Source organism: Burkholderia sp. Se-20378 (genome assembly GCF_017104665.1).
Taxonomy (GTDB): domain Bacteria; phylum Pseudomonadota; class Gammaproteobacteria; order Burkholderiales; family Burkholderiaceae; genus Burkholderia; species Burkholderia lata.
On the sequence record NZ_JAAGPG010001044.1, the window covers coordinates 1 to 1,349 of the forward strand.

Sequence of the window (1,349 nt, forward strand, 5' to 3'; positions counted from 1 at the left end):
TTCGCCAACATCCCGTATTTCGCGGAACGCGATTACGTCGGCAGCCGGGCCGAGTGGACGCTGCGCGCGGACGGCCGGATCGACGACGCATTCGTCGGCCGGAAAGGCGGCTTCGACCAGCCCGAGAAACGCTACCGCTTCGTCGATTCCGTGACACCGGGCAGCGCAGGCGGCGAATGGCGCGTGCGATTGTTCTGGCCGGTGTACGTCACGCAATTGACGCTCTACGTCGATCCCGGCTATCGCTACACGATCCTCGGCTACCCGGGCAAGACGCTCGGCTGGATCTTCTCGCGCACGCCGACGATGGAGGACGCGACGTACCGCGCGTTGCTCGCCCGGCTCGACGCGATGAGCTACGACACGTCGCGCTTCAGGCGCGTGCCGCAAACACCCGGGCAGATCGGCCAGCCGGGCTTCGCATCGCCGGGCGAGCGCGACTGACCGGGCCCCGCGCATCCGCCGCCCGCTTTGCTCCGTATCTGGTGAAAAGCCGCTACCGAGACCGCTCACGCGCCTGCTGGAGACCCATCGCGATGCATCCGCACCCCACTGCCTCGCCGCCCGGGCGGCGGATCGCCGTCGTCGGCGCCGGCATCGCCGGCCTGGCGAGCGCTTACCTGCTCGCCCGCCGTCACCGCGTGACGCTGTTCGAGGCGGCCGACTACCTCGGCGGCCATACGCACACCGTCGATATCGAACTCGACGGCGCGAGCCATCCGGTCGATACCGGGTTCCTCGTCTTCAACGAGCGGACCTATCCGAACCTGATCGCGCTGCTCGACGAAATCGGCGTGGCTGCGCATCCGAGCGACATGTCGTTCTCGGTTTCGGTCGACGGCGGCCGGCTCGAATGGGCCGGCAGCAACCTCAACACGGTGTTCGCGCAACGCCGCAACCTGTTCTCGCCGTCGTTCCTCGGCATGCTGCGCGACATCCTGCGCTTCAACGCATCCGCGCAGCGTCACCTCGAAACAGCGCACCGCCAGCGTCTGTCGGTCGGCGAGCTGCTCGCCGCGGGCGGCTACGGCACATCGTTCCAGGAGCACTACCTGCTGCCGATGGCGGCCGCGATCTGGTCGAGCAACGCCGACGACATCCTGCGGTTTCCGGCGGCGACGTTCCTGCGCTTCTGCCTGAACCATGCGCTGCTGCAGGTCAACGACCGCCCGCCCTGGCGCACGATCGCCGGTGGCGCGCGGCGGTACGTCGAGCGCATTGCCGCGACGCTCGACGACGTCCGCGTGAACACGCCGGTTCGCACGATTCTGCGCGACGAACACGGCGTCACGGTGGCGACCGACGCGGCCGGCCGTGAGCGCTTCGACGCCGTCGTGCTCGCGTGCCAC

General features: G+C 68.8%; 2 protein-coding genes. Both read left to right on the forward strand.

Annotation, left to right across the window (positions count from 1 at the left end):
- Positions 1-444 (forward strand): lipocalin family protein (locus G3N93_RS40005; protein WP_206135523.1); only part of this gene is annotated, 444 nt, incomplete at its 5' end.
- 92 nt (positions 445-536) lie between these two features.
- Positions 537-1,349: NAD(P)/FAD-dependent oxidoreductase (locus tag G3N93_RS40010; protein ID WP_206135524.1), on the forward strand; the 813-nt coding region annotated here is incomplete at its 3' end.